We start from the raw sequence: 25,957 nt of genomic DNA on the forward strand, positions 1-25,957 counted from the left end.
TTCCCTGCTCCCCATCCCCCACACCGCCCCGCCCCGCCCCCACCCCCCCCCCCCCCCCCCCCCCCGGCGGGGGGGGGGGGGGGGGGGGGCGGCCCCCCCCCCCCCCCCCCCCCACGACCAGGCACCCGAGGCCGCGGGCGACCCGGTGGCCGACCCCGAGGCCGACCCGGTCGTCACCGAAGCCGTCCCGGAGCCCCCGGCCGAGCCTCCGGCCGAGGTCCCGGCCGGGCCGACCCCGGAGGAGGTGCGCGCCGAGGAGGCGCGCGTCGCCGAGGAGGCCCGGGTGGCAGCCGGGGAGCGCATCGCCGCCCAGCTGGAGGCGGCCCGGGTGGCCGAGCGCGAGACCCGCCCGGCCCGCCCGGTGAGGAGCCCGGCACCACCGGCAGCGGCGGCCGCACGAGCCACGGTGGACGACGCGTCGACGAACCACGTGTTCCGGCCACGGACCGGCGCCCGACGGGTCGTCGGCCTGCTGCTCCTGGTGCTGCTCGCGGCCACCGCCGGCGCGGCGTACGCCGCCTCCCGCGACCAGACGACCACCACCCTCGGCCTGGCCGGGACGCTCGCGGTCCTCACCCTGGTCGTCTGGGCGGTGCGGGCCGGATCGGCGCCGACCCGGATGTCGGTGACCGCCGGGCAGCTGGAGGTGCTGCGCGGGGGCGGGAGGTTCGTCTTCGACCTGCGCAGTCCCCACACGCCGATCGAGGTGGTGGGTGAGCCGGGGTCGCGTGGGTGGAAGGTGCTGTTCCTGCGGCGGAGCATGGAGCCGTTCGTGGTCGACGCCACCATGGTCGACCCCGAGGAGTTCACCGCCGTCCTGCGCCGGCACCGTCCGGAACGGACGGCCTAGGCGCCGCGGCCGCACGCGCCGTACCTAGACTCCGCCCGTGAGTCTCGATCCCCACCGCCCAGCAGAGATCAGCGCCGAGGAGCTCGCCGCGGAGACGGCGCTCTACGAGCCGTTCACCCAGGCGGTGCGCGAGCTGGTGGACGCCACCATCCGGACCACCGTCGACCCGGACACGATCCGTGCCGCCCAGGCGGAGGTCGAGGCGATCACCGCCCGACTGCGCGACTCGCAGATCGACGGCTCCATCGGCGCGCACTTCGGCCACGGCCGCGCCCGGCAGCCGTGGGGCAACACCGTCGTCGGCGTGCGGAACCCGGTGGCGCCGCCGCTGGACCCGCAGCCCGCCGGCGACCGGCTCGGCGAGGTCCGTGCGGAGGTCGTGCTCGGCGCGGCGTACGAGGGACCGCCGGGACTCGTCCACGGCGGCGTCTCCTCGCTGCTGCTCGACCAGATGCTGGGCAACGCGGCCGCCGCGGCGCGCAAGCCCGGCATGACCGCCTACCTCACCGTCACCTACCGCCAGCCCACGCCGCTCGGCCCGCTCCGCCTCGAGGCGTGGGTCGAGCGCACCGAGGGCCACAAGACGTGGGCCCGCGGGCACGTCATCGGCCCGGACGGGCCGACGGTCGAGGCCGAGGGGCTCTTCGTGCTCCCCCGCTGGGCCCGGGACCTGCTCGCCGCGCGTGGGGCCACCGAGGTGCCGCCGACGTTCGAGTAGGTCCCGGTACGACGGCGACGGCCCCACCGGGGCCGTCCTGTCGGACGGGTCCGGGTGGGGCCGGGTGCTGCGGCCGAGGGCTCAGACGCGCTCGGAGGGACGGGTGCCGCGCTCGCCGGCGTCGGTGAGGCGGACCTCCTCCGCGGCCTGCGCCTCGAGCTCGTCGCGGCGGGCCTGGTCGCGCTGGGCGTCGTACTCACCCGGCTGCGAGACCAGGTCGGACGCGCCCCGCTCGAGCCGCTTCAGCGCCGACCGGGCGAAGATCTGCTGCTCGGTCGTGGTGCGCTCGGAGCGGCCGCGGCCGAGGAACGAGACCGCCCAGTGCAGGACGGCGGTGACCCGGTTCTTGAAGCCGGTGATGTAGACGAGGTGGACCGCCAGCCACATCAGCCAGGCGATGACGCCGGTCAGCCGGAGCTTGCCGACCATCGCGACCGCGCGGAAGCGGCTGATGATCGCCATCGAGCCCTTGTCGAAGTACTTGAAGGGCTTCTGCGGAGCCTTGCCCTCGACCCGGTTCTGGATCTCCTTGGCGGCGTACTTCGCGCCCTGGATCGCGACCTGCGCGACGCCGGGGAGGTTGTCGAGCTGGATCATGTCGCCCACGACGAAGACCTCAGGGTGGCCCGGGAGGGTCAGGTCGGGGTTGACGCCGATCCGGCCGGCCCGGTCGAGCGGGGCGCCGCTCTGCTCGGCGAGCTGCTTGCCCAGCGGCGAGGCCTGCACACCGGCGGCCCAGATCTTGGTGACGGACTCGATCCGCTCGACGCGGCCGTCCTTGAACTTCATCGAGAGCCCGCGCTCGTCGACGTCGGTCACCATCGCGCCGAGGATCACCTCGACGCCGAGGTCCTCGAGCTCCTTCTGCGCCTTGCCGCCGAGCTTGGCGCCGAACGGCGGGAGCACCTGCGGCGCGGCGTCGACGAGGACGACGCGGGCCTGACGGGTGTTGATCGACCGGAAGTCGCGCTTGAGGGTGCGGTGCGCGAGCTCGGCGATCTGGCCGGCCATCTCCACACCGGTGGGACCGGCGCCCACGACGACGAAGGTCAGCAGGTGGTCGACGTTCTCGCCCCGGGCGGCGCCGAGCTCGGCGAGCTCGAAGGCGCCGAAGATCCGGCCGCGCAGCTCCAGGGCGTCGTCGATCGACTTCATGCCCGGCGCGAACTCGGCGAACTGGTCGTTGCCGAAGTAGGACTGGCCCGCGCCCGCGGCCACGATGAGGGAGTCGTACGGCGTGACCGTCTCCCGACCCAGCACGTGCGAGCGGACGGTCTGCTTCTCCAGGTCGATCTCGGTGACCTCGCCGAGCAGGACCTGGGCGTTCTTCTGCCCGGCCAGCACCTCGCGGGTCGGCGGCGCGATCTCGCCCTCGGAGAGGATGCCGGTCGCCACCTGGTAGAGCAGCGGCTGGAAGAGGTGGTGGGTGGTCTTGGCCACCATCGTCACGTCGACGTCGGCGCGCCGCAGCTCCTTGGTCCCGAAGAGGCCACCGAAGCCGGACCCGACCACCACCACCTGGTGGCGCCGGCCCTCGCCGGTCGTCCGGGTCTCGTCACCGAGGGGAGCGGTCGCTGCCATGACATTCCTCCTGTACGAGGTGGGGCCGTGCCTGTGGACGTGCACCGGGCTCCGCCATTGTGCGGTCATTGTCCCGCCGCACGCCTGCCGATCACCAATCCGGTGACCAGTCCGTCGGCCGGCACACATGCCCGGGACCCCGGCGGTTCTGCGCCCGTGACGACGGGTCACCGGGTCCAACACGGCAGCGGGGGAACCGATTCCGTCGGAAAACTTTCAACGACATGGGTTTGGTCACAAGATGCGGGGGTAGGCAAGCCAAGAATGGCTCTACCCGTCGCCTCGACCGTGGACCACGCCGAGCGACGGACCGCACCACCGCCGCCCCACACCACCCCGCCCCACCCGCAGGCGTCCCGCCCCTCACCCGTCCCGCCAGCAGTCCGGAGTCGCACCTGTGCCGCTGAACAGGCCCGCCCTGTCCCTGGGCCCTGGTCCCCGCGGCGTGCAAGACGCACGCCGATGGGTGGTCGAGACGTGCCGGGACATCGGACGCGACGACCTGGTCGAGTGCGCCGAGCTCGGTGTCTCCGAGCTGGTCACCAACGCGCTGCTGCACGGTGCTCCGCCGATCCAGGTCCGCGTGCGCGGGACCGTCCAGCACCCGCGGGTCGAGGTGCGTGACGCCTCCCCCGAGCGCCCGGTGCTGCCCTCGGCCTTGAGCCCCGACGAGGACGACATCCTGCTGACCTTCGGCCGGGGCCTGTCGATCGTCGCGCGCAGCTCCGACGCCTGGGGCGCGGAGATGGAGGACGACGGCAAGACCGTGTGGTTCGCCCCGGCCGTCTCGTTCGCGGAGGACGACGGCGTCGAGGGACTGGTCACCGGGGTCGCGGAGGAGGCGTCGCTCGCCGGCACCGACGACCAGGACCTGCTGGAGATCGAGGTCGTCGCGGTCCCCCTGCGCGCCTACCTGGCCTTCCAGCGCCACTACCGCGAGCTGCGCCGTGAGGTCCGGCTCCTCGCGCTGGCCCACGAGGCGGACTACCCTCTCGCCAAGAACCTCTCCGACCTCTTCGGCGACCTGGACCGCCAGCTCCGCGAGGGGATCGGCTCCGAGCAGATCGCCGCCGCCCAGGCGACCGGGCTCGAGCAGGCCGACCTGCGCATCGTGATGCCGCGCCGGGGCGCGCAGACCATCGACCAGTTCCTCGAGCTCCTCGACCTCGCCGACGAGTTCTGCCGCCAGCAGCGCCTGCTGTCGCTGGCCCGCACGCCCGAGCAGCGCGAGTTCCAGCGGTGGTTCCTCGGCGAGCTGGTGCGCCAGGCGCACGGCGCCGCTCCCCGGCCGTGGACGGGCGGCTCGGGGGTCGGCGCGCAGGACGGCGGCGCGCCCGCGACCACCGAGGGCGCCGACATCGCGGCCGACCTCCGGACGGGACGCCAGAGCAGCGTGTCGTGAGCCCGCGAGTGCTCGCGGCCGTGGCCGCGGGCGGCGCGGTCGGCGCTGCCCTGAGGTGGGGGTGCGGGGAAGCGGTGCCCGACGGGCCGGGCCTGCCGGGGACCACGTTGGCGATCAACGTGCTCGGCAGCCTGCTGCTCGCACTGCTGCCCGGCGTGGCGCTCGTCCGCCGCTCGCCCGCGCTCGCCGCGGCGCTCGGCCCCGGCCTGCTGGGGGGCTTCACCACGCTGTCGGCGGCCTCGGAGCAGACCCGGTCGCTGCTCGCGGAGGGCCGGTCGCTGCTCGCCCTGGGCTACCTCCTCGGCACGCTCGCGGCCACGGTCGCGGCGGTCGCACTGGCCTCCCGGCTCGCACCGGCCCCACCGGGCACGGCGGGGGTCCCGAGCGCTCGTCGAGGCGCGTCGTGACGCTCCTGTTCGTGGCACTGGGCGGTGCGCTCGGCTCCGCCCTGCGGTACGTCGCGGCGACGGCGCTCGACGGCCGTTGGCCGCGCGGCACGCTGGCGGTGAACGTCGCCGGCTCGGCCCTCCTCGGCCTGCTGGTGGGCCTCGGCCACGAGCCGGGCGGCGGCGGCGACGCGGCGTACGCGCTGGTGGGTGTGGGCTTCTGCGGGGGCCTGACCACCTGGTCGGCGTTCGCGGGGCAGACCCACCGGCTCGGCGGCCGCGCCGGGGCGGCGTACGCCGCGGGCACGCTCGGGCTGGCGCTCGCCGCCTGCGCCCTGGGCTTCTGGGTGGGCTCCTGGGTGGACGCTCAGGCGTAGCCGAGGTCGTGGAGGCGGTCGTCGTCGATGCCGAAGTGGTGGGCGACCTCGTGCACCACGGTGATCCGGACCTCGTCGACCAGCTCCTCCTCGCTGCTGCACATGTCCAGCAGCGGACCGCGGAAGACGAAGATCCGGTCGGGCAGCTCCATGCCCTCGGTCCAGCTGGTCCGCTCGGTCAGCGCCACGCCGTCGTAGAGGCCGAGCAGGTCGTCGGGCTCGCCCTCCGGCGGCTCGTCCTCGACGAGGACGACGACGTTGCGCACGAGCGAGGCCAGCTCGTCGGGGATGCCGTCGAGCGCCTGGTCGACGAGAGCGTCGAAGCGGTCGCGGTCCATGTCGATCGGCACGCGGCCAGTCTGCCGTGGGCGGGCAACAGCCCGGGAACGACTGAGCGCCCCGGACCTGGTGGTCCGGGGCGCTCGGTGGCGACCCCGACGGGACTCGAACCCGCGGCCTCCGCCGTGACAGGGCGGCGCGCTAACCAACTGCGCTACGGGGCCATGGAACTGCTGGTCGTGCTCTGCTCCGCACATCGGCGAAGCGGTGGAACTCTAACCCACACTCTCGCGACGGACCCAATCGCGGGGCCTGCACGAGCCGGTGGAGCACCCCCAACGGGATTCGAACCCGTGCTACCGCCGTGAAAGGGCGGGGTCCTGGGCCGCTAGACGATGGGGGCCGGACTGCGCGGACAGCATACGAGATCCCCGCTCGCCGGTGCCGCCCGCCACGGCCGGGACCGCGCGGCTCACGGCAGCAGGCCGAGGCCCTTGACCAGCTTGTCGACCACCTTGCGCGGCCCGACCAGGCTCAGGGCGTGGAAGGAGAGGTCCTCGGTCCCGCTCGCGGCGACCGCGTCGAGGTACTCGGCGTACACCCGGGTGTGCTGGGCCTGGACCGGCATCGCGACGAGCGCGACGTCCTCACGCCGGGCGGCGGCGGTCCGGACGGCGGCGAGCCGCTCGGGAGCCGCGCCGAGCACCGTGCACCCCAGCCAGGGCAGTCCCGGGTACGCCGTGCCGTCGGCGTCGGTGGCGGCGTCGCCGAGCAGCCCGCGGACGCGCGTGGTGGTGGTGCCGGCGACGCAGACGGCAGCGTTGACCGCCCGCCCGGGCGGCAGGGTCTCGTCCACGACGACGACCCACTTGAGCGGGACGTCGCGGGTGCTCGCGGACTGGTCGATCTGCTCGGGGTCGAACCCGATCGGCGGCGCCGGGGATGCCTCGGTGGTCATGCGGGAACGCTAGGACGACGTACGGCACAGACACCAGCACGCCGTGCATCGTCCGGGCCAGTGCTTATCCTGGCTGACATGGACGCCCTGGACCGCTCGATCCTGCGTGCCTGGATGACGGATGCCCGGCGCAGCCTGCGCGACATCGCGGCCGAGGTCGGGGTCTCCGCGACGACCGTCCACGACCGGGCGCGGGCCCTGCAGCGGCGCGGGGTGGTCCGCGGGAGCCACCTCGACGTGGACCTGACCCAGCTCGGCCGCTCGGTGCAGGCCCTGGTCTCGGTGCGGATCCGCCCGCCGACGCGGACCAACATCGAGGACTTCCGCGACTGGGTCACCACCCTCCCCGAGACCGTCGGCGTCTTCGTGACCTCCGGCCGGGCGGACTTCATGGTGCACGTGGCGGTGGCGAGCAACGACGCGCTCTACGCCTTCGTCATCGACCGGCTGACCTCGCGCGAGGCGATCGCCGACGTGGAGACCTCGATCATCTACGAGCACCTGCGCAACCCCGTCGTGGACGTCGCGCCGGAGGCGTGAGCCCGGCGCTGCCGCGTCGAGGACGCGATTCGTCGGCCGCTCCGCGGGCATGTAAGGTGTCCGTCGCTCGGGCAGGTAGCTCAGTTGGTACGAGCGTCCGCCTGAAAAGTGGAAGGTCGGCGGTTCGACCCCGCCCCTGCCCACGAGCACCAGCGAAGGGCCCCGCCGATCACGGCGGGGCCCTTCGTCGTACGACGGGCACGGACGCCGACTCGTCCCTGGGGGTGCTGGCGGTGGGGGGTGGCCTCGGGTCAGGATGACCCCCCGGCGCACACACGCGCCGGACTCTCGGGAAGGAACGACATGACCCACCGCACCACCCTGCGGCGTACCGCAGCCGCGCTCGCCGCCACCACCGCCCTCTCCACGGCGTTGCTGGTCGCCACCGGGCCGGGCGCCACCGCGACCGGCGGCCACGGCGGCCCCGGCGGCCACGGCGGCCCGACCGCCGGCCCCCCGTCCACGCCCGTGCCGATCGCCACTCCCGACGGAGTGGTGTCGAGCTACCTCCTCAACGCCCGCAAGGCCGGCCCCGCGCAGGTCCGCCAGGTCGAGCGCGCGGTCGAGCGCGCCGGCGGCACCGTCGTGCAGTCGTGGCCCCAGATCGGCGTCGTCGTGGCGCACGCGGACGAGGCCGACTTCCGCGAGGACGTCAGCCGGGCCGCCCGCGGCGCGCTGGCCTCGGTAGGCGCGACCCGCACCGTCCCGGTCACCGAGGGCACGCCCGGCGTCGACGCGAAGCGCCCCGGGCGCTCCGAGCGGTCGGCGCGTGCCGCGCGGTCCGCTAAGAAGAAGGACCTCGAGTCCGCCACGAAGGTCGTGGCCGACCCGCGCGAGGCCGAGCAGTGGGACATGCAGATGATCGGGGCCGACCGGGCGCACGCGATCACCGACGGCAGCCGGCGCGTCGTCGTCGGCGTCCTCGACAGCGGCATCGACCCCGACCACCCCGACCTCGCCCCCAACATCGACGTCCGGGACTCGGTCAACTGCAGCGACGCCGGGCGCCCCGACCGGTCGGCGACCGGCTGGCACCCGACCACCAGCGACCACGGCACCCACGTCGCCGGGACCATCGCCGCGGCCCGCAACGGCGTCGGCATCGTCGGTGTCGCCCCGGGCGTGCGGATGGCCTCGGTGAAGGTCGTCAACGACGACGGCTTCATCTACCCCGAGTACGCCGTGTGCGGCTTCGTGTGGGCCGGCCTCCACGGCATGGAGGTCACCAACAATAGCTACTACGTCGACCCGTTCCAGTTCTACTGCGAGGACCAGCCCGACCAGCTGGCCGCCAAGGAGGCGGTCCGCCGCGCCGTGGCCTGGTCGACCCGCGAGGGCGTCGTGCACGCCGCCGCGGCCGGCAACTCGTCGTACGACCTGGCGAACAAGACCACCGACACCACCAGCCCCGACGACAGCACGCCGGTCGACCGGGTCATCAACGACGACTGCGAGGACATCCCCGCCGAGCTCGACGGTGTCGTCACGGTCTCCTCGATGGAGCGCTTCCCCGCCGACACCATGGAGAGCCGGCTCTCCGGCTTCAGCAACCGCGGCCTCGGCGTGATCGACGTGGCGGCCCCAGGCTCGCGGATCCTGTCCACCGTGGTGACGGACAACGGCTACGGGCTCAAGAGCGGCACCTCGATGGCGTCCCCGCACGCCGCCGGCGTGCTGGCACTGCTGGCCTCCGAGCACCCGCGGTGGAGCCCGGCCCAGCTGGCCCGCGCGCTGCGGGCCCAGGCCGACGACAAGGCGTGCGGCACCACGACCGCCGGTGCGCCGTGCGTGGGCACGACCGACGAGAACAGCTACTTCGGCGACGGCGTGATCGACGCCCTGGACGCCGTCCGCTGACCGACCGCTGAGGGCCGGCCGACCGCCGGCCGCACCCAGCGACCCGCTCGAACAGCACCGGGGCCCGTCCACCAGGACGGGCCCCGGTGTCGCGTCTGCGGCCGGCCCGGCCGCGCCGAGGCGTGCGCCGGGGGCCGTCGTGCGGGCTGTCGTGCGGGCCCGTCGACCGTGGCCCCTCGTGCCGGGGGCTCCGGCAGCTCCCTGGGAGGAGGGCATGGGAGGTGGCGTCAGCGTGTGGCGCCGTGTCCCTCCGCCACGGTCGACAGGTCGTTCGCACGGGTCTCGCCCGTCCCTCGACTGTGCGCTCGCGGCGGAGCGCTCCGCATCCCCAGATCTGGGTAAACGCCGCACCCCACGTCCCGCCGGCACGGCCCGCTCGAAGCAGACCGACAGCGTCCACCTGCGGGTCACGCACGGTTCGCATTCCTTCACCTTCTCGCTGCGAGGGTCCGCCCGATCCCCTTCCAGAGAAAGCGAACCCGACCCGCATGACGCCCTCTCCAGCCGGCTCCGCCGGCGTGCGCCGCCGTCGCGGCCGACGCACAGCGCTCGCCACCCTGGCGCTCTCCACCACGCTCACCGGCACGCTCGCCGCCGGCACCGTCGCCCTGACCGGGCCGACCGCATCGGCCGCTCCGCTGGCCGCCGCCGACCTCCCGGCCGCGCCGGCCGATGCTCCGGCGTTGCTCATCACCGAGGTCAACGTCGACTCGGCGAACATGCCGACCTTCGAGAACAAGTCTGCTGACGCGTGGGAGTTCGTCGAGCTGCACAACACCACTGCCGAGGCCATCGACCTGACCGCTGCGGGCGTCGGCATCGTCTACATGAGCGGCACGAACCCCAAGACGCTGTCGTACCCGGCCGGCACGACCGTCCCGGCGCACGGCACCGTCGTGCTGTGGGCGCGGAACAGCGTCTACCGCGACGGGAGCGCGACCGGTGGTCGCGATGCCACGCTCACCGACCAGCAGTTCCGCGAGCACTACGCCTCGCTCGGCGTCAGCGACGACTACACGCTGGTGCACCTCACCGGCCAGGACGGGCTTAACAACTCCGGCACCTCGATGTACCTCACCCGTGGTGGCACCAAGCTCACTGAGGTCGCGTGGACGGGGACCGACAAGGGCGTCGACCGGACGGTGACGTACGCGGTGCCGCCGTCGGGTTCCCCGCAGCAGCCCGTCCTCGGACGGCTGCAGGCGCCGACCCCGGGCACGCTGGACCCAGCGCAGCTCACCCGGCCGACGACCGAGCCCACACCGACGCCGACGCCGACCACCAGCCCCACGCCCACCGAGCCCACGGCGCCGGCCAGCCCCACCGCTCCGGTCGAGCCGAGCACCAGCCCGACCCCGACGGAGACGCCGACAGGCAGCTCGACGCCCACCGAGGCGCCGACGAGCCCGACGAGCACCCCGACCACGAGCCCGGCACCGGGCGGCCCGTCCGTCCCGGTCCAGGGTCCGGCGCCGGCGGTCGACCCGGCGCTCACCGCACCCGTGCTGCAGGTCACCGAGGTCGCGCCCGACACGGCGAACGTCGGCGGCGGCGACGCCTACGAGTTCGTCGAGGTCTACAACGCCTCCGACGCGCCGGTCGCGTTCGCCGACTTCACCCTCAACTACCTCTACATCGACGGCAGCGAGCTGACCACCAACAGCCTCCTGTGGCCGGCCCGGCCCCACGACCCCGTCATCGCCCCCGGGCGCACGCTCGTGCTGTGGGTGAAGAACGGGTCGAACGACCACCTGACGGCGACCGACTTCAACAAGCACTTCGGCTCCCGCCTGACCCCGGGGACCGACCTGGTCGAGATCGCCTCGGGCGGCATGGCCAACGGCGGCCTGCGCGGCATCCAGGTGATGACCAACAGCGGCCACGACATCAGCCGCGCGTACTACCACGACGACGCCGACACCGTCGCCGACAAGCCGCTGCAGTACCGCTGGGACGGCGGCACCAAGCAGACCAAGCTGGGCACCGGCGCCGCGACGCCCGGGTACGCCGCCCCCGACCAGGTCCCGCCGGGCCTGGTCGCGACGCCGGCCGACACCAGCGCCCCGCGCATCGTCGACCTCGTCGGCGGCTCGGAGACCCCGGACACCGCCGACCTCGCCCTCGACTTCGAGATCACCGACGACCGTCAGGTCCGCACGGTCGTGCTGACCGTCGACACCGACGTCGACGAGCCGATCCGCCGCAACCTCGTCTTCGGCGCGCCGGACCGGTACGCCTACACGATCCCCGCGGTCGACCTCTACGGGAAGCGGTGGGTCGAGTACTCGGTCACCGCCACCGACGGCACGGGCAGCACCACGCTGGAGACCGTCCGGGTGACGCTCGACGCCACCGAGACCGCACCGGTCCGGCTCAACGTCACCGAGGACCAGTACGTCGGCGGGCGCACGCGCCTCGCTGCCACCACCGCCGGCGACCCGGCGGACCTGAGCCTGGCGATCGACGGCGCGCCCGCGCCCACGCCGGTGCCCGCGCTCGAGGCGCGTCCCGTCTTCGCCTTCGAGGCCACCAGCACCGACGCGTTCTTCCGCAACGGCGTGCGCATCGGCGAGGAGGTGCTCACCGTCTTCGACGAGGGCTTCTACGCCCGGGTCGAGACCGTCACCGCGCCGGTCCCGGTCGAGCGGGTCGTCAAGGGCGAGCCGCTCACGGTCGGCATCTACGCCGGCACCAAGGCCTGGCCGCAGCCCGACCCGAACGAGAACAACGACGACTTCTCCGCGCTCAACCTGCGCCTCGCGCTGCCCGACGGCCGAGTGCTGCGTCCGACGACCTGCGGCGGCGCCGGCGAGGGCCAGGACCCGACGGTCCGCGCCTGCCCGGACCCGACGACCCGGATCGGCTTCAACGACGCCAACCAGGTCTACTTCACCGCCACCTTCACCATCCCCGACGACGCCTTCGACTCGCTCGCGACCATGTGGGACTCCACCACCGTCGCGGACGGCCCGCACACGGTCACCGCGACCGCGCGGGGCGGCGCCACGCTGACCCGCACCGTGCGCGTCGACAACACCGCACCCGTCGTCGAGCCCACCGTGGCCGACGGCCAGCGCTACCGCGGTGACCTCACCCTCGACGCGGCCACGACCGACGCGGGCTCCGGCCTGGCCGACGCCGGCGTCACCGCCACGCTCGACGGCGAGGCGGTCACGCTGCCGCACGCCACGAGCTCGCTGAGCCTGGCGCCCGGCGAGCACCGCCTGGTGGTCACCGCCCGCGACCGGGTCGGGAACACCGCGACCCGGACGGTCACCTTCACCACCGCCGACGAGCGGCCCCGCACCACGCTGGTGAGCCCGGAGGACGGCGCGAGCGTCGCCTCCGGGCCGGTGGACCTGACCGCCACGGCCGGCTCGCCCGAGGGCGACGACCTGCAGCTGCGGTTCCGCGAGGGCAGCAGCTTCGTGCCCACCGACGCCGAGGTGGCGGCGTACAGCGGCACCACCGGCGTCGCCCGCGGTACCGACCGCTCCGAGCGGACGGTGCTGACCGCCGAGCAGCTCGAGCAGGTCGCCGGCACCGACGGCATCGAGCACGCGGTCAGCTCGGACGTGGCCTTCCCCTACCAGCTGTTCTCGGTGGCGGTCCCCGCCGACGCGGGCGCCGACGCCACGGCCCGGCTGACCTGGACCGGTTCGGCCAACGCCGGCGCGAAGGTGCTGCTCTACGTGAAGGACGCCGCCACCGGCGCCTGGGAGGAGGTCGCGCGCAAGATCACCACCGACGACCAGCCCTTCACCTTCGAGGAGCTCGTGCCGGTCGCCGGGCACACCGCCGACGGCACGATGACCGTCCTCGTGCAGCACTCCGAGGGCTTCGCCGGCAAGGTGCGCTCGACCCGCGCCGACAACCCCGCGCCGTACTCCGGCAAGGGGGTCACGCCCCGCTCGGAGTACGACTTCACCTTCGGCTGGGAGTCGGACACGCAGTACTACAACGAGACCGACGGCTTCTACAAGCACCAGCTCAACATCAACAAGTTCCTGCTCGCCCAGCGCGACCAGCTGAACCTGCAGTACGTCCTGCACACCGGTGACGTCGTCAACGTCGCGACCGACGAGCGGCAGTGGCTCAAGGCCGACCCGGCGTACCGGATGCTCGACGAGGCGGGCCTGCCGTACGGCGTGCTCGCCGGCAACCACGACGTCGGCCACCACGACAACGACTACACGGCGTTCTCGAAGTGGTTCGGCGCCCACCGCTACCAGCAGAACCCGTGGCACGGCGGCACCCACCAGGACAACCGCGGCCACTACGACCTGATCACGGCCGGCGGGATCGACTTCCTCATGCTCTCGATGGGCTGGGCGCCCGGCGACGAGCAGATCGCCTGGATGAACCGTGTGATCAAGGCCCACCCCGAGCGCAAGGTCTGGATCAGCCTGCACGAGTTCATGCTGACCACCGGCGGGCTCGGCCCGGTCCCGCAGCGGATCATGGACGAGGTCGTCGCCCCCAACCCGAACGTCTTCGCGGTGTCCTCCGGGCACTACCACGACGCCTACACGCGCCTCGACCAGTTCGACGACGACGGGGACGGCACGCCGGACCGCACGGTCCACTCGATGCTGTTCGACTACCAGGGCCTCCCCGAGGGCGGCCTGGGCTACCTGCGGCTGATGCACTTCGACAACACCGGCGGCCGGATCGTCGTGCGCACCTACTCCCCCTCGCTCGACGACTTCGACTCCGACGACCCGTCGCTGGAGCCGGTCCACCAGGAGTTCGTGATCCCGTACGTCGACGCGGGCATCGCCCCGGCGACCAAGACGCTCGGCACGGACTCCTTCCGTGCCGACGTCCTCACCACCCGCGACATCGCCGTCCTCGACGACGTCGCCTCGGGCGCGACCAGCACGGTCGCCTGGGACCCCGGCGCCGGGCGGCACGGGTGGTACGTCGAGACCACCAACCCCTACGGCGGCAGCTCGATCTCCGAGGTCCGGACCCTGACCGTGGCCGGTGGCGGGGGCGGCACGCCGGATCCGGGCAACCCCGGCACGCCGGGCACCCCGAACCCGGGCAACCCGGGCACGCCGAACCCCGGCAACCCCGGCGACCCCGGCACGCCGGACCCGGGCACCCCGGGCGACCCCGGCACGCCCGGCCCGGGGGTGCCGCAGCCGGCCGAGCCGGACCTGCGGGGCCCCGCCCGCGTGGGCCGCGTGCTCACCGCGGACGCGGGCGACTGGCCCGCCGGCACGACGCTCACCTACCAGTGGAACGCCGACGGCAGGCCGATCAACGGGGCGACCGCGAGCACGTTCCGGGTCCTCCCCCGGTTCGTCGGCAGGCGGCTCACCGTGACGGTGACGGCGACCCTCGGCTCGGGCCCGGCCACCTCGGTCACCTCGGAACCGACCCGGGTCGCACCGGGCCGGCTCCAGGGCGAGCGGCCCGTGCTGCTCGGGAGGGCCCGGGTGGGGCAGCGCCTGACGGTGGAGACCGGTGACTGGGCCGACGGCACCAGGACCCGTGTGCGGTGGATCGTCGGCGGCAAGCAGGTCGCCACCGGCCGGACGCTGCTGCTGACGCGGCGTCACCTGGGCAAGACGGTGACGGTGCGCGTCACCGGCACCCGCCGGGGGTACGAGGCGCTGACCCTGCGCAGCGACCGCCGGCCCGTGGTCACCCGCTGACGGGACGACGGAAGCAGCGAGCGAGAGGTCCGCAGGTCACCCCAGGTGACCTGCGGGCCTCTCCGCGTCCCGGGCCTCAGCGGCTCCGGGGGAACTCCACGCCCTTCGTCCGCTGGGCCTCCATCACGATCGTGTCGCCGTGGGTGCCGTAGCCCAGCAGCGGCTCGTAGTACTGCGTGCCGTTGAAGGTCACCAGCAGCCAGCGGGTCCGGTTCCGCTCCGCGACGGGGATGATCATCGGCCACGGGATGTTCGTCGGGTGCGGGGCGTCGAGGATCCCGAGCTGCTTCATCTGCAGGTCGTAGACGGGGTACTGCCCGCGGATCTCCGCCGCGTTGGCGTCGCCGTTGCTGGCCAGGACGTACCAGCGGCCGCCGAAGCGCTGGAGCACCGTCCCCTCGGTCTCGACCTTCGAGGCGTCCGCGCCGACCAGCGACAGGTTGGTGAAGTCGGCGCCGCGCGGGCTCCGGGCCAGGGCGGGGTAGAAGTCGAAGAAGCGCCGGGCGTTGACGAACCCGACGTACCAACGGCCCTCGATCTTGACCACGTGCGGGTCCCACTGCCCGACCGCCTCCGACGGCAGCTCGGAGGTGGGCAGCCGGAGCTGCCGGGTGCGGAGCACGTGCACCCCGCGCAGCACGTCGGTGGACGAGCGCAGCGTCGTGTAGTTGATCTCGACGCTGTCGTTGGCGAAGTCGCCCCACGTGCTGTTCGTGACGATCCAGCGCCGGTTCGCGTCGTCGCGCACGAGGTGGCCGGCGTGGTCGCCGAGCACCAGGTCGCGGCCGTCGCGCTGGAAGAAGAGGTTGGCGACCTGCTCGAGCCGGTAGGTCTCCAGGTCCAGGGTCCACACGCCCCAGTGGGCGGTCTCGAAGAACGCCAGGCCGGCCTGGGTGAAGGTCAGGTAGACCTTCCCGTCGCGGATGTACGGCGCGCCGTCGGCGTGGGTGACCAGGTGCGGGTCGCGTAGCCCGAGCTGGCCGAAGTACCCCGCCCGCACGCGGTCCAGCACGACCGTGCCCGAGCCGGACTCGGCGCCGAAGGAGTTGGTCCAGGTCCGCAGGTTCGCCGGCTCGCGCAGGTCGAGCCGCTCGTCGAGGGTCGCCTTGACCAGCGGCACCGGTCCCGAGCCGGTGTCGGCGAAGGCCACCACCGTGGTGCTGGTGACGGCGAAGGCGAGCTGGAAGGGCGCCTGCAGGTCGGCCTCGGCCGTGCCGAGCGTCTCGGTGGTCCCGCCGACGGTCAGGTCGATCCCCACCGTGCCGGTCGCCCGGTCGTACCACGCGAGCAGGTGGTCGCCCGCGCCCTTGGCGAGGCCCGCGAGCACCCGGTCGCGGGTGGTGTCGCCGGAGAACGCCGCGACGTCGACCACCACCGCGGCGTACGGCGCGTCCTGGCGGCTGGTCGACCGCAGCAGCGTGGAGTGCTCGCGCCCGCCGATCCGCAGCTCGCCGCCACCGCGCGTCACCGTGCCCGCGCTGCCCCGCGGCGCCAGCACGTCGTACCGGCCGCCCCTGTCGGTGAAGCTGTCGCGCAGGGTGACGAACCGGTCGGCCAGCAGGTCGAGCCGGCGCTGGCGGTCGACGACCTCGAAGTCGAGGTCGAAGGGGCTCACCCGGCTGCGGGGCGCGGCCGAGGCGGCGTCCGCGGGCAGGGTGACCGCCGCGAGCCCACCGAGCCCGGCGGCTCCGAGGAGGGCGCGGCGCCCCACCGCGGCGGCAGGCGGGGTGCGGGTGAGCGCGGCAGGAGCGGGCGGAGTGGGACGGGTCGTGGGGGTCAGGGTCATGGGGGCCTCCGAGTGCGGCGGATGGTGACGACGATCACTCTCCCCGCTCGCACGGAGCAGCACAAGACCGAACACGTCCTCACACCCGTTGGGATGGCCGGCCCGGCCGGCGGCCCGCCCGCTCAGGCGTGCCCGGCCAGCTGCCCCATCCGCGCCTCGAGGGCGGCGAGGTAGGCGTCGCGCTGCTTCGGGTCGAGCGGGCTGGCGGGGTCGAGCCGGCTGCAGGCCGGCAGCACGTCGATGGAGAGCTTCGCGGCGCCGGCGAGCGCGCGGAGCTCGTCGAGCCGGTCCCCGAACGGCGTGCCGCTGCCGGGTGAGTAGGAGCGGACCACCTCGTCGACGTCGTCGAGGAAGAGGTCGACCTTCGTCACCACGACCACCAGCCAGGTCGGCCGCGGCCGGCGGACCGCCATCGAGGCGATCCGGTGGGCGGTGACCGTCCAGTCCTCCAGCTCCCGGGCCAGCTGCTCGTCGCGGTCCACCTCGACCGCCCCGGTGGTGCCGGCCGGCCGGCGCCCCGTGGCGTAGCCGTTGGCGACCACGTGCAGCACCCCGTCGACCGGGTCGTCGTGGAAGACCTCGTCCAGCGCCCCGAGCCGGGTGGCGGCGTTCTCGCCGGGGACGACGCGGAACCGGAAGCCGCGCAGCCGCCGGTCGCGGCGCACCCGCCGCTCCATCACCGCCGACCCCGCCTCCGGCGGCTCCCCGGCGCGCGGGCGGCCGGCGAGGTGGTCGACCAGCTCGCTCTTGCCGACCCCGGTCATGCCGGTCACCGCGACGGTCGGGTAGCGGTGCTGGAGGACCCCGGTCACCCGGTCCCGTCCGCGCGCGAGGGTGGAGGGCACGGCGCGGATGCCGCGCGGTCCGCGGGACTGCTGGCTCATGGCGCTCGAAGGTACCCGAGGCACCTCCCCGGGCACCCGGGTGCACGGCAGCGCCGCCCGCTCGGCCACGATGGCGCGGTGACCTCCCTCGCCGACCCGCTCGCGCTCGCCCACGGCCCGGAGTGGGCCAACCGCTTCGCGCTGGCACCGTTGACCAACACCCAGAGCAATGCCGACGGCACGCTGTCCGACGACGAGCACCACTGGCTGGAGGCTCGCGGCCGCGGTGGCTTCGGGCTGGTGATGACGGCGGCGGCGTACGTCGCACCGGCCGGCCAGGCGTGGGCCGGCCAGCTCGGCATCGCCTCCGACGACCACCTCCCCGGTCTCACCCGGCTCGCCGACGCCCTGCGCGCCACCGGCGCCGTCTCCTCGGTCCAGCTCCACCACGGCGGCCGGCGCGCGGACCCGGCACTGACCGGCCGGGCCAACCAGTGCCCCTGGGACGAGCCGGCGAAGGGCGCGGTCGCGATGACGACCGACGAGGTGGAGCAGGCCGTGGCCGACTTCGTCGCCGCCGCGGTGCGCGCGGAGCGGGCTGGCTTCGACGGGGTCGAGGTGCACGGCGCGCACGGCTACCTCGTCGGGCAGTTCCTCGACGCCCGCCACAACCACCGCACCGACGGGTACGGCGGCTCCTTCGACGACCGGTCCCGCCTCCTGCGCGAGGTGCTCGAGGGGATCCGCGCCGCGACCGGGCCCGACTTCCAGCTCGGGCTGCGGCTCACGCCGGAGGGCAGCGGGATCACCCTCGAGGAGGGGCGCGAGACCGCCCGGCAGGTGATGACCTCCGGGCTGCTGGACTACCTCGACATGTCGCTGTGGGACGTCTTCATGGCCTCCCGGTTCGGCGCCGAGGGGCTGCTGGTCGAGCACTTCGCCGACCTGCCCCGGGGCGGCACGCGGCTCGGCGTCGCCGGCAAGGTGCTCTCCGCGGCCGACGCACGCTGGTGCCTCGAACGGGGCGCCGACTTCGTCTCGGTCGGCACCGGCGCGATCCTGCACCACGACTTCGCCGCCCGGGCGGCCGCCGACCCGGACTTCCGCGTGCGGGAGCGCCCGGTCACCCGCGACGTGCTGCGCGAGGAGCGGGTCGGCCCGGCGTTCATCGACTACCTCGCGGCCGGCTGGGACGACCTCGTCGCCTGACCCACCGCGCCTCGTGATGCCCAGCGTGCGCCCGGGCGCGCGCTGGGCATCACGAGGCGGTGGAAGGGGTCAGCCGCGGCGGCGCCCGCGGATCGTCTCGAGCGGCCGGCGCGGCAGCTTGGGCAGCTGGGAGGCACGACCGTGCAGGGCGAGCAAAAGCGTCGCGACCGTCGAGTCCTGCTTGGGCGTGCGGTCGAACGTCGTGAGGTTGAGCGGCGCCTTGAACCGGGTGCGGGTGACCGCCTTGGCGTAGGTGAACTCCCGCAGCCCGTCGGGGCCGTGGATCCGTCCGAAGCCCGAGTCGCCCACCCCTCCGAACGGCAGCGTCGGCACGCCGGCGAACGAGATCACCGAGTTGATCGACGTCATCCCCGTGCGCAGCCGCCGGGCGAGGTCGTCGCCGCGCTTGGCGGTGAAGATCGCCGAGCCCAGGCCGTACTTCCCGGCGTTCGTCAGCTCGACCGCCTCGTCCATGTCGCGCACCCTGCGCACGGTCACCGTCGGCCCGAAGGTCTCCTCGGTGACCGCCTCGCTGTCCTCGGGCACGTCGACGAGGACGGTGGGCTGGACGAACCGGTCGCCGACCGCCTCGGCGCCACCCACGACGGCCCGCCCGCCCCGGGCGAGCGCGTCGTGGACGTGGCGTCGTACGACGTCGAGCTGGCCGGGCATGGTCATCGGGCCGATCTTGGCGTCGACGTCCACGCCGGCGTGCACCGAGCGGGCCCGCTCCGCGAGCAGGTCGACGAAGCGGTCGTGCACCTTCTCGTGCACGTAGACCCGCTCGACCCCGGCGCAGGTCTGGCCGGCGTTGGCGAAGGCGCCCCAGGCGGCCGCGTCGGCCGCGGCGTCGAGGTCGGCGTCCTCGTCGACGAGGAGCGCGTCCTTGCCACCGGCCTCGATGACCACTGGGGTCAGGGTCTCCGCACAGGCGGCCATCACCCGCTTGCCGGTGGCGGTCGAGCCGGTGAAGGCGATCTTGTCGGTCCCGGCCCGGCACAGCGCCGCCCCGGTCTCGCCGTACCCGGTGACGACCTGCAGCAGGTCGTGGTCGGGCACGACCTCGCGCAGGCTGTCGGCCAGCCAGGTGCCGACGCCCGGGGTCAGCTCGCTGGGCTTGAAGACGACGGTGTTGCCGGCCGCGAGCGCGTAGGCGATCGACCCCATCGGGGTGAAGACCGGGTAGTTCCACGGGCCGATGACCCCGACGACGCCGAGCGGGAGGTACTCCACCGACGCGGCCTGGTTGGCCAGCAGGAGGCCCGGCGAGACCCGCCTGCGGCCCAGGACCTTCGCGGCGTGCGACCCGGCCCAGGCCAGGTGGTCGATCGCGAGCGCGCACTCGAGCTGGGCGTCGCCGTGGGGCTTGCCCGTCTCCTGGTGGACCACGTCGCACAGCTGGGCCAGGCGCCGGGTGATCACGCCGCGCCACTGGGTCAGGACCTGCTGGCGGCCCTCGAAGCCCAGCCCGGCCCACCAGTCCGCGGAGGCCCGCGCCCGGGCGACGGCGGCCCGCACGTCGGCCTCGTCGTGGACGGGGTGGACACCCACCACGTCGCCGGTGGCGGGGTTGATCGACTCCAGCTTCCCGTCGGTGCCGGTGGTCGTGCCGGTGGTCGTGCCGGTGGTCGTGCCGGTGGTCATCGGAGGGCCTTTCCGCGGAGGAGGTCGGCGGCGCGCTCGCCGATCATGATCGTGGGGGCGTTGGTGTTGCCGCGCGTCACCATCGGCATCACGCTGGCGTCCGCGACGCGGAGGCCGTCGACGCCGCGCACCCGCAGCTCGGGGTCGACGACGGAGCGCTCGTCGTCACCCATCGCGCAGGTCCCGACGGGGTGGTAGAGCGTCTGGGTGTAGCTCCGGACGTGCTCGACGACCTGCGCGTCGGTCGGGTCCTCGCCCCAGGTCTCCATCGTCGGCAGGCCGGGGCCGGTGACGTGGTCGGCCAGCGGCCCCGTGGCGACGGTCTCGAGCATCCGGCGCACGCCGGCCGTCATCGCGTCGAGGTCCGCCTGGTCGTCGTAGTAGCCCGGGTCGATCTCGGGGTGCCAGCGCGGGTCGGTCGAGCGCAGCCGCAGGGCCCCCCGGCTCGCGACCGAGACCAGCGTCGGCGCGACGGTGACCTTCCGGGCGGTCGCCTCGTGCAGCCCGTTGTCGTAGAAGCCGGTCGGCGCGACGTGGACCTGCAGGTCTGGTGCCGCCAGGTCGTCGCGGGTGCGCCAGAAGCCGCCCCCCTCGCCGATGTTGGAGACCAGGGGGCCGGTGCCGGTGGCCTTCGCGCGCGCCAGCTGCAGCAGGTTGTTGTGGTCCATCAGGTCGCTGGTGCCGCGGGTGGCGAAGACGAGCGGCACGGCCGGGTGGTCGTGCAGGTTCTGCCCGACGCCGGGCAGGTCGACGACCACGTCGACGCCCACCTCCCGCAGGTGCGCGCCCGGCCCGATGCCGGAGAGCATCAAGAGCTGCGGGGAGTTCACCGCCCCTCCCGCGAGCACCACCTCCCCCTCGACGTACGCCGTGCGCGTGCCGGCGCCGTGCTGGTAGGCGACGCCCACGGCGCGGCCGCCCTCGACGACGACCCGCTCGGCGAGGGCCCCGGTGCGGACCGTCAGGTTGGGACGGCCGGCCGCGGGGTCGAGGTAGGCCCGGGCCGTCGACCAGCGGCGGCCCTTGCGGCAGGTGACCTGGTAGAGCCCGGCACCCTCCTGCTCGGCGCCGTTGAAGTCGTCGGTCGGCTTGAAGCCGGCGGCGACGGCCGACTCGACCCAGGCGGTGGTCAGCGGATGGGTGTAGCGGCGGTCCTCCACGTGCAGCGGTCCGTCCTGGCCGTGGAAGGGCCCGGCCAGGCGGGTGTTGCCCTCCGCGCGGACGAAGTACGGCAGCACGTCGTCGTAGCCCCAGCCCGTCGCGCCGTACGCGTCGCGCCAGGTGTCGTAGTCCGCCCGGTTGCCGCGGATGTAGATCATCGCGTTCATCGACGAGCAGCCGCCGAGCGCCTTCATCCTCGGCCAGTAGGCGCGGCGGCTCTCGAGCTGCTTCTGCTCCGAGGTCTGGTAGTTCCAGTCCCACCGCGTCTTGAACAGGTTCGCGAACGCCGCCGGGATGCTGATCTCGTCGGCGTCGGCCGCCCCGCCGGCCTCCAGGAGCAGCACCGAGACCGACGGGTCCTCGGTCAGCCGTGCGGCGACGACCGCGCCGGCGCTGCCGGCTCCGACCACCACGTGGGTGAAGACTTCCCGGTCCGGCACGACGTCCTCCTCGGCTCGCGCGTCACCGGCGGCGTCGCCGGGACGGTGCGGGGAACACTAGGCCGGGTGACGGCGATCACCAAGGGCCGCGTCCAGATCGGACGCGGCCCTCGGCAACGGTGGATCGGTCCTGCTCAGAGTTCTCAGAGGTCCTCGTCGGCGACCACGTGCACCGCGGCCTCCTCGGCGCTCGCGGCGGCGCCGTCGATGCCGACGTCGCCGGCCACCAGGTCCTTCTCGGTGTCGGTCCGGGCACCCTCGTCGGGCTCGACCAGGCGGCCGGCGCGCTCGTCGCCGACCTGGGCGCCCTCGCGGATCACGTCGTTGAGCTCACCGCGGTCGGCCTCCTGCTCGGCCTGCTCGTACGGGTCGGGCTCGGGGATCTCCTGCTCGAGCCGCTGCTCGAAGGTCTCGCCCATGCTCTCCTCGAGCGGGGTGTTGCCGTAGCCCTGGGCGACCGACCACTTCTCCGGCGGGCTGTAGCCCTCGTCGAGGGGCTCGCCGATGTCGGTGTTCTCCTGCACCAGGCTGTCGCCCGAGCTCTGCGGCTGCGTCTCGTCGTCGACGCTGTAGCCGTGGTAGCTCTCGTTGTCGCTGGCGTCCTGGGTGACGTCGACGGACGGGTCGGTGCCGAGGGCTGCGGAGTCGTCGTTCTGGCTCATGGGGACCCGGTACCCGACCTCGGCACGGCTATCGGTCGACGCACCTCACACCCCTGCCGCGCATCCGCCCGCCTGGGCAAGGGCCGCCTCCCGCAGCCCCTGGTGTCAGGAGGCGAAGACGATCTGAGCGGTCACCCGGACCGTGCCGTCGTCCAGGTCGACCCCCCACTGCTCGCAGACGTGGTCGACGATGGCCAACCCACGACCCCGGGCGGCGAACTGGGACGCCTCGCCCGGCTGGAACCGGTCGAGGACCTCCTCGCCCACCTCGGGGTCGACGTCGCCCGCCACGGTCAGCCGGGCCCCGGTGTCGTAGAGGCACCACGTCGCCTCGACGTGGCCGCAGCCGTGGGGCGGGCCGTGCTCGACGGCGTTGCTGGCCAGCTCGGAGAAGACCAGGACCACGTCCTGGGCCGCACGCCGGTCCAGCTCGGCCTGCTCGAGGTCCTGGACCAGGGCTCGGCGCGCGTCGGCCACCGCGGCCAGGTCGTGCCACAGGTGCACGCGGGTGCACGGGTCCTGCTCGAGGGCGGTCATGCACCCCCGGTGAGCGGACCCGGCCCGCCCCAAACGGGCGAGGCGCTGCGCTCAGCCCTCCTGCTCGCCGCGCCACCGCAGGTAGAACACGGTGAGGAAGGCGACGAGCAGCGGCCCGAACGCGAGGAGCAGCACGAGGAACCCCTCGCCCCCGTGCAGGGCGCCCATGTGCAGCGGCGCGGTCGGCCCGACCGTCATGCCGGCACCTTCGGGGCGGTCACGGAGCCCACGTCCGGACGCGTCGCCCGCGCGAACCGGGTGACGCCCCAGCCCAGGCCCAGGACCAGGGCGAGGGAGCAGAGCAGGACCACCGAGCCCGCCGCGAGCCACAGCCACCCCGGGACGTCGTCGGAGAGCTCGCGCTGGAGCAGCAGCTTCTCCTCGTCGAAGGGGCGCGTGCCGTCCTCGACCGGGATCTCCGGCTCACCGAGCGCGGTGTCCTCGGGCAGGTAGACCGGCATCGCGGTGAGGTCACGGCCGTCGTGCAGCCGCACCATGGTCTTCCAGCCGTCGTCGGCCGGCACCGACCGGGTCGTGCGCCACACCCCGGGGCCGGTCTCCTCGAGGTGGTCGACGACCAGCCCCTCGCTCCCCTGGCCGCCCTGCCACCCGGTGACGGTGAGCCAGGCCGGCGCCCCGGAGACGGCGTCCTGGTCGAGGCGCACCTCGAGGTCGACCTCCCCACCGCCCGCGTCGGCCACCGCGACGGTGCCCTCCAGGTCGCTGGGCTGGGTCGCGAGCACCCCGTTGGTCGCACACGCGGCGATCGCGGCCAGCGCGAGCGCGAAGAGCAGCCGCGGACGCAGGGCGTCGGGCAGGTCGCGCCGCAGACCCCGAACCAGCAGCCCGCCGAGCAGGCCGGCGGCAGCACCGGCCACGGTCGCCATGGCGACACCCTCGACCGCGATGTCCGAGGTCCACGGGAGGGGGAACGCGACCTGGGTCCAGGCGTGCTCCGCGGCGTACCCCACGGTGCCGATGAGGACGCCGCTGGTCACGCCGAAGGCGACGGGACGGTGCGCGAGCCGGAGGGCGACCAGCTCGACGACGACCGCCTCGGCGAGGTAGAGCGGCACCGAGGCCCACAGCTCGCCGAGCACCGGGCCGACGACGACGCTCACGCCGCCGCGGACCACGAGGTAGAACAGCACCGCGGCGATCGCCGCGCCCCGGCCGATCCACAGCCGGGCGACGACCAGGCTGAAGGCCGCGGCGAGCGCGATGAGGAAGGGCTGGAGCACCAGGCGGAACTGCGGCACCCCGAAGTCGAACTCCGCCTGGAACACGCTCATCCCGATCAGCAGCCCGCCGACCAGGCACGCCTTGAGCACGTACGTCGCCACCGGGCTGGTCCGCCTGCCGGTGCGCTCGGTGGCCGTGCGGCCCTCCTCGAACAGCACCGCCATCGCCACCAGTGACAGACCGGCGCCCCCGATGAGCATCAGGTGGGTCGGGCCCCACAGGGTCACGTCCTGGCCGAAGATCCGGTGCCACACGTCGTCGAGCGGGAAGCCCAGGAGCGCGTAGGTGCCTGCTCCGGTGAGCAGCACGCCGCCGGCCGGGGCGTTCCACCCCGGGGCGAGGCGCACGCCCGAGGGCCCGACCTCGTCCTGTCGCGGGAGGGCGCACGCCAGCACGCCCGCCGCGGAGATGCCGAAGAGCCCGAAGAGGATCGGGTAGTGGGCCGGGTTGGCCAGCGGCCCCTCGTCGCGGCCGATGCCGATGTGCAGCGCGATGTCCCAGTACATCCCCAGCAGGGCGGTGATCAGCGAGACCATCGCCACCATGAGCGGCACCTGCGCCCACGGGGCGAGGGTGCCGAAGAACCGGGAGCGGTCCATCCGCTCCATCAGCCGGGTCAGCGCGGGCAGCCGGCCGGAGCGGTGGGCGACCACGACCACGCCGAGCGCGATCGTCATGAGGAGCGCCAGGCCGGAGGCGAGCGCGACCTCGCCGAGGGCGGCAGCGCCCGCGGGCCGGTCCTCGACCGCGGTCGGCACGGCGGGGGTCTCGGAGAACAACATGCTTCTATGTAACATCGTTCGATGCAACCGTGGCAAGGGCTAGGATCGCGCCGTGGTCCACGACACGTCCTCCCCCAGCGGGGAGACGGCGCCAGCGGGCCCTGCCGGGGCCGGTGAGCCGGGTACCGACGAGGTGTTCGTCGTCGAGGAGCTCGCGCGGCGCACCGGTGTCTCGGTCCGCTCCCTGCGCAGCTACCAGTCCCGCAGGCTGCTGCCCCCACCGCACCTCCGCGGACGCACCGGCTTCTACGGGCCCGAGCACGTCGAGCGGGTCCGCCTGGTCCAGCAGCTGCGCGCCGCCGGCCTCAAGCTCGACGGGATCGCCCGGATGCTCGACCGGGACACGACGGCGGACGGGCAGCTGCTCGCCTTCACCGAGCACGCGCGCGGGATGTTCAGCGCACCCGAGCCGGAGGTCACCACGCTGGCCGACCTCGTCGACCGCTTCCGGCTGCAGGCCGACGACGCCGGCGAGGTGCTGGCCACGGCGCTCCGCCTCGGCCTCGTGCGAGAGGCGCCCGACGCCGCGGACGGCGAGCCGCAGGTCGAGGTGGTCGCACCGGCCCTCATGATCGCGGGCGAGGAGGCCATGCGCCTGCTCGGGCTGGACGCGCCCGGAGCCCTCGACCTCCTCGAGCGGCTCCGGCGGCACGCCGACGGAGTGGCCAAGCTGTACGTCGAGCTCTTCGTCGACCGCGTGTGGCAGCCGTTCGTCGACGCGGGCAAGCCGGCCGTCGCTTGGCCCGACGTCGAGCAGGCCCTCGACGACCTGCGCCAGCTGGCGACGCGGGCCCTGCAGAGCACGTTCGACCTCGCGATGGTCACCCGGGTCGACCGGGTGCTCGGCGAGCGCCTGCTCGGCTGAGGCCGCCTGCGTCGATCCCCGCGTCGACGCAGCGGGATCATCAGGCTGGAAATGCAGAACAGCGCCATCCCCGGAGGGATGGCGCTGTCCTTGAAGTGTTGTCCGGCGGCGTCCTACTCTCCCACAACCTCGCGGTTGCAGTACCATCGGCGCTGAAAGGCTTAACTTCCGGGTTCGGGATGGGACCGGGTGTT

At 74.0% G+C, this 25,957-nt stretch carries 21 protein-coding genes, 3 tRNA genes and 1 rRNA gene; 11 read left to right on the forward strand and 14 right to left on the reverse strand.

The genetic code is table 11. The features are described from left to right. Nucleotides 1-145: 145 nt before the first annotated feature. Together AB0N29_RS20650 and AB0N29_RS20655 are read left to right on the forward strand one after the other, a co-directional pair. Nucleotides 146-850 (forward strand): hypothetical protein, encoded by a 705-nt coding sequence (locus AB0N29_RS20650; RefSeq protein ID WP_364870108.1) that lies wholly within the window; start codon nt 146-148, stop codon nt 848-850. A 37-nt stretch (nt 851-887) separates the two neighbouring features. Further along, complete coding sequence (locus AB0N29_RS20655; RefSeq protein ID WP_364870111.1) at nt 888-1,568, forward strand: PaaI family thioesterase; 681 nt, start codon at nt 888-890, stop codon at nt 1,566-1,568. An 81-nt stretch (nt 1,569-1,649) separates the two neighbouring features. Here AB0N29_RS20655 and AB0N29_RS20660 read toward each other — a convergent pair whose 3' ends face one another. After that, entirely contained in the window at nt 1,650-3,149 is a 1,500-nt protein-coding gene (locus AB0N29_RS20660) for an NAD(P)/FAD-dependent oxidoreductase (RefSeq protein WP_302268339.1), read from the reverse strand. Nucleotides 3,150-3,594: 445 nt separating this feature from the next. On the opposite strand from AB0N29_RS20660, the gene AB0N29_RS20665 reads away from it, so the two are divergent. The 3 genes from AB0N29_RS20665 to AB0N29_RS20675 are packed head-to-tail and all read left to right on the forward strand — an operon-like array spanning nt 3,595 to nt 5,314. After that, on the forward strand, nt 3,595-4,551 hold the full coding sequence (locus tag AB0N29_RS20665) for an ATP-binding protein (RefSeq protein WP_364870115.1): 957 nt from the start codon (nt 3,595-3,597) through the stop codon (nt 4,549-4,551). Next, a complete protein-coding gene (locus AB0N29_RS20670; protein ID WP_364870118.1) occupies nt 4,548-4,958 on the forward strand; it encodes a CrcB family protein in 411 nt (136 codons plus the stop codon). The genes AB0N29_RS20665 and AB0N29_RS20670 overlap by 4 nt, the downstream gene beginning before the upstream one ends. Then, nucleotides 4,955-5,314, forward strand: a complete 360-nt coding sequence (locus tag AB0N29_RS20675; RefSeq protein ID WP_364870121.1) for a CrcB family protein — start codon at nt 4,955-4,957, stop codon at nt 5,312-5,314. Before AB0N29_RS20670 ends, AB0N29_RS20675 begins: the two co-directional genes overlap by 4 nt. On the opposite strand, the gene AB0N29_RS20680 is transcribed toward AB0N29_RS20675, so the two are convergent. The 4 genes from AB0N29_RS20680 to AB0N29_RS20695 form a co-directional block, all read right to left on the reverse strand. Then, nucleotides 5,305-5,664, reverse strand: coding sequence for a metallopeptidase family protein (locus AB0N29_RS20680; protein ID WP_302268343.1), 360 nt, complete (start codon nt 5,662-5,664; stop codon nt 5,305-5,307). The two genes, AB0N29_RS20675 and AB0N29_RS20680, sit on opposite strands and share 10 nt — an antisense overlap. Before the next feature lie 76 nt (nt 5,665-5,740). Further along, nucleotides 5,741-5,817, reverse strand: a tRNA-Asp gene (locus tag AB0N29_RS20685). Between the two features lie 106 nt (nt 5,818-5,923). Continuing rightward, nucleotides 5,924-5,996: transfer RNA gene (locus AB0N29_RS20690), tRNA-Glu, on the reverse strand. A gap of 69 nt (nt 5,997-6,065) precedes the next feature. Beyond that, entirely contained in the window at nt 6,066-6,551 is a 486-nt protein-coding gene (locus AB0N29_RS20695; protein ID WP_364870125.1) for a DUF2000 domain-containing protein, read from the reverse strand. A 78-nt stretch (nt 6,552-6,629) separates the two neighbouring features. Between AB0N29_RS20695 and AB0N29_RS20700 the strand changes: the two genes are divergently transcribed. The 4 genes from AB0N29_RS20700 to AB0N29_RS20715 all read left to right on the forward strand — a co-directional run bounded on the left by AB0N29_RS20700 (nt 6,630) and on the right by AB0N29_RS20715 (nt 14,611). Further along, nucleotides 6,630-7,091 carry an Lrp/AsnC family transcriptional regulator gene (locus tag AB0N29_RS20700; RefSeq protein ID WP_364870128.1) on the forward strand — a complete coding sequence of 154 codons (462 nt, stop codon included), beginning with the start codon at nt 6,630-6,632 and terminating at the stop codon, nt 7,089-7,091. Between the two features lie 69 nt (nt 7,092-7,160). After that, nucleotides 7,161-7,234: transfer RNA gene (locus AB0N29_RS20705), tRNA-Phe, on the forward strand. 160 nt (nt 7,235-7,394) lie between these two features. Then, nucleotides 7,395-8,948: a S8 family serine peptidase gene (locus AB0N29_RS20710; protein WP_302268347.1), complete on the forward strand. Its 1,554-nt coding sequence runs from the start codon at nt 7,395-7,397 to the stop codon at nt 8,946-8,948. 488 nt (nt 8,949-9,436) lie between these two features. Beyond that, on the forward strand, nt 9,437-14,611 hold the full coding sequence (locus tag AB0N29_RS20715; protein WP_364870132.1) for a lamin tail domain-containing protein: 5,175 nt from the start codon (nt 9,437-9,439) through the stop codon (nt 14,609-14,611). Nucleotides 14,612-14,687: 76 nt separating this feature from the next. On the opposite strand, the gene AB0N29_RS20720 is transcribed toward AB0N29_RS20715, so the two are convergent. Both AB0N29_RS20720 and AB0N29_RS20725 read right to left on the reverse strand, forming a co-directional pair. Beyond that, nucleotides 14,688-16,397, reverse strand: coding sequence for a hypothetical protein (locus AB0N29_RS20720; RefSeq protein ID WP_364870135.1), 1,710 nt, complete (start codon nt 16,395-16,397; stop codon nt 14,688-14,690). Between the two features lie 122 nt (nt 16,398-16,519). Beyond that, nucleotides 16,520-17,281 (reverse strand): GTPase domain-containing protein, encoded by a 762-nt coding sequence (locus tag AB0N29_RS20725; protein ID WP_364870137.1) that lies wholly within the window; start codon nt 17,279-17,281, stop codon nt 16,520-16,522. 78 nt (nt 17,282-17,359) lie between these two features. On the opposite strand from AB0N29_RS20725, the gene AB0N29_RS20730 reads away from it, so the two are divergent. After that, complete coding sequence (locus AB0N29_RS20730) at nt 17,360-18,430, forward strand: NADH:flavin oxidoreductase (protein ID WP_364870139.1); 1,071 nt, start codon at nt 17,360-17,362, stop codon at nt 18,428-18,430. 69 nt (nt 18,431-18,499) lie between these two features. Here the strand turns inward: AB0N29_RS20730 and AB0N29_RS20735 are convergent, their stop codons facing one another. From AB0N29_RS20735 to AB0N29_RS20760, 6 genes are all read right to left on the reverse strand, one after another. Further along, nucleotides 18,500-20,074 (reverse strand): aldehyde dehydrogenase family protein, encoded by a 1,575-nt coding sequence (locus tag AB0N29_RS20735; RefSeq protein WP_364870141.1) that lies wholly within the window; start codon nt 20,072-20,074, stop codon nt 18,500-18,502. Then, on the reverse strand, nt 20,071-21,675 hold the full coding sequence (locus tag AB0N29_RS20740) for a GMC family oxidoreductase N-terminal domain-containing protein (protein ID WP_364870143.1): 1,605 nt from the start codon (nt 21,673-21,675) through the stop codon (nt 20,071-20,073). The genes AB0N29_RS20735 and AB0N29_RS20740 overlap by 4 nt, the downstream gene beginning before the upstream one ends. Before the next feature lie 143 nt (nt 21,676-21,818). Further along, nucleotides 21,819-22,337, reverse strand: coding sequence for a DUF5709 domain-containing protein (locus AB0N29_RS20745; RefSeq protein ID WP_364870146.1), 519 nt, complete (start codon nt 22,335-22,337; stop codon nt 21,819-21,821). 105 nt (nt 22,338-22,442) lie between these two features. Then, nucleotides 22,443-22,874: an ATP-binding protein gene (locus AB0N29_RS20750; RefSeq protein WP_302268355.1), complete on the reverse strand. Its 432-nt coding sequence runs from the start codon at nt 22,872-22,874 to the stop codon at nt 22,443-22,445. Between the two features lie 51 nt (nt 22,875-22,925). Continuing rightward, the gene (locus AB0N29_RS20755) at nt 22,926-23,072 is read right to left on the reverse strand and encodes a hypothetical protein (RefSeq protein ID WP_302268356.1); all 147 of its coding nucleotides are present in this window, start codon (nt 23,070-23,072) and stop codon (nt 22,926-22,928) included. Continuing rightward, entirely contained in the window at nt 23,069-24,898 is a 1,830-nt protein-coding gene (locus AB0N29_RS20760; RefSeq protein WP_302268357.1) for a hypothetical protein, read from the reverse strand. Before AB0N29_RS20760 ends, AB0N29_RS20755 begins: the two co-directional genes overlap by 4 nt. A 52-nt stretch (nt 24,899-24,950) precedes the next feature. On the opposite strand from AB0N29_RS20760, the gene AB0N29_RS20765 reads away from it, so the two are divergent. Beyond that, entirely contained in the window at nt 24,951-25,763 is an 813-nt protein-coding gene (locus tag AB0N29_RS20765; RefSeq protein WP_364870150.1) for a MerR family transcriptional regulator, read from the forward strand. Between the two features lie 100 nt (nt 25,764-25,863). Here the strand turns inward: AB0N29_RS20765 and rrf are convergent. After that, a 5S ribosomal RNA gene (rrf, locus tag AB0N29_RS20770) occupies nt 25,864-25,957 on the reverse strand; the annotation flags it as partial.

It is taken from the genome of Nocardioides sp. NPDC092400, assembly GCF_040684155.1.
In the GTDB taxonomy this organism is placed as follows: Bacteria; Actinomycetota; Actinomycetes; order Propionibacteriales; family Nocardioidaceae; genus Nocardioides.